The organism is Streptomyces sp. NPDC058964 (genome assembly GCF_042741275.1).
Lineage (GTDB): Bacteria > Actinomycetota > Actinomycetes > Streptomycetales > Streptomycetaceae > Streptomyces.
Window position 1 is genome coordinate 1 of record NZ_JBHYKH010000290.1, and the last position, 927, is coordinate 927.

Here is a 927-nt window from a genome sequence, read left to right on the forward strand (position 1 = left end):
GCCCAGGCCGAGCACGGAGGCGGCCTGGTCGCGGACGGCGGGGACGCCGGCGCAGTCGAAGGCGAAGTCGAGGCCGCGTCCGCCGGTGGCCGCGCGGACCTGGTCGGCGAAGTCGGGAGCTGCCGGGTCGAGCGCGAGGTCCGCGCCGAAGGCGAGGGCGCGCTCGCGGGCGCTGGCCAGCGGGTCGACGGCGATGATCGGGGCGGCGCCGACCAAGCGGGCGAGGCGTACGTTGTGCGCGCCGACTCCGCCCACGCCCCAGACGCCGACGGACTGGGCGGCACGGACGCCCGCGGTGGCGACGACGGCGGCGTAGGGGGTGGAGACCGCGTCGGGGATGATCGCGGCCTGGTCGAAGGGGAGGCTGTCGGGGATGGGGATGAGGGTGTCCTCGCGGGCGATGACGTACTCGGCCCAGCCGCCGTCGTAGTCGATGCCGGCGGTGAGCATCTGGGTGCAGGGGCGGTGGCGCACGCAGCCGGCGCACGTGCCGCAGGTCTTGCCGGCCTCCAGGGTGACGCGGGTGCCGACGGGCAGGCCGCGCTTGAGGTCGGGGCCGTGCGTGTGGATGACGCCGGAGACCTCGTGGCCGACGGTGACCGTGTCGGAGGTGGCGAACAGCGGGACGAGGGAGCCGTCGAGCAGGTGGACGTCGGAGAGGCAGACGCCTGCGGCCTTGACCTCGATGAGGACCTCGCCCGGGCCCGGCACGGGGATCGGGACCTCTTCCACGGCGAACTTCTTGCTGTCCAGGTGGAAGCGTCCGGCGAGCATGGTGTCCATGAGGATCTGCTTTCTGTGAGCGGCACGGCCCGGTGGTCCGGGCCATGGGTGCCATGGGGTGTCTGAGTGGCTGGTGGGGGCGGGGGGCGGGGGGGGGGGGAGAGACGTCGCCACACACCCCCCCGGGGGTGGGGGAGTCCGCCC

Annotated in this window: 1 protein-coding gene; it reads right to left on the reverse strand. The window is 74.6% G+C overall.

Translation table 11 applies throughout. The annotated features are described in order from the left end of the window. Window positions 1-783, reverse strand: a 783-nt coding sequence (locus ACFW2E_RS29370) for an alcohol dehydrogenase catalytic domain-containing protein (RefSeq protein WP_384470094.1), incomplete at its 3' end; no start/stop codon positions are given. Window positions 784-927: the final 144 nt, after the last annotated feature.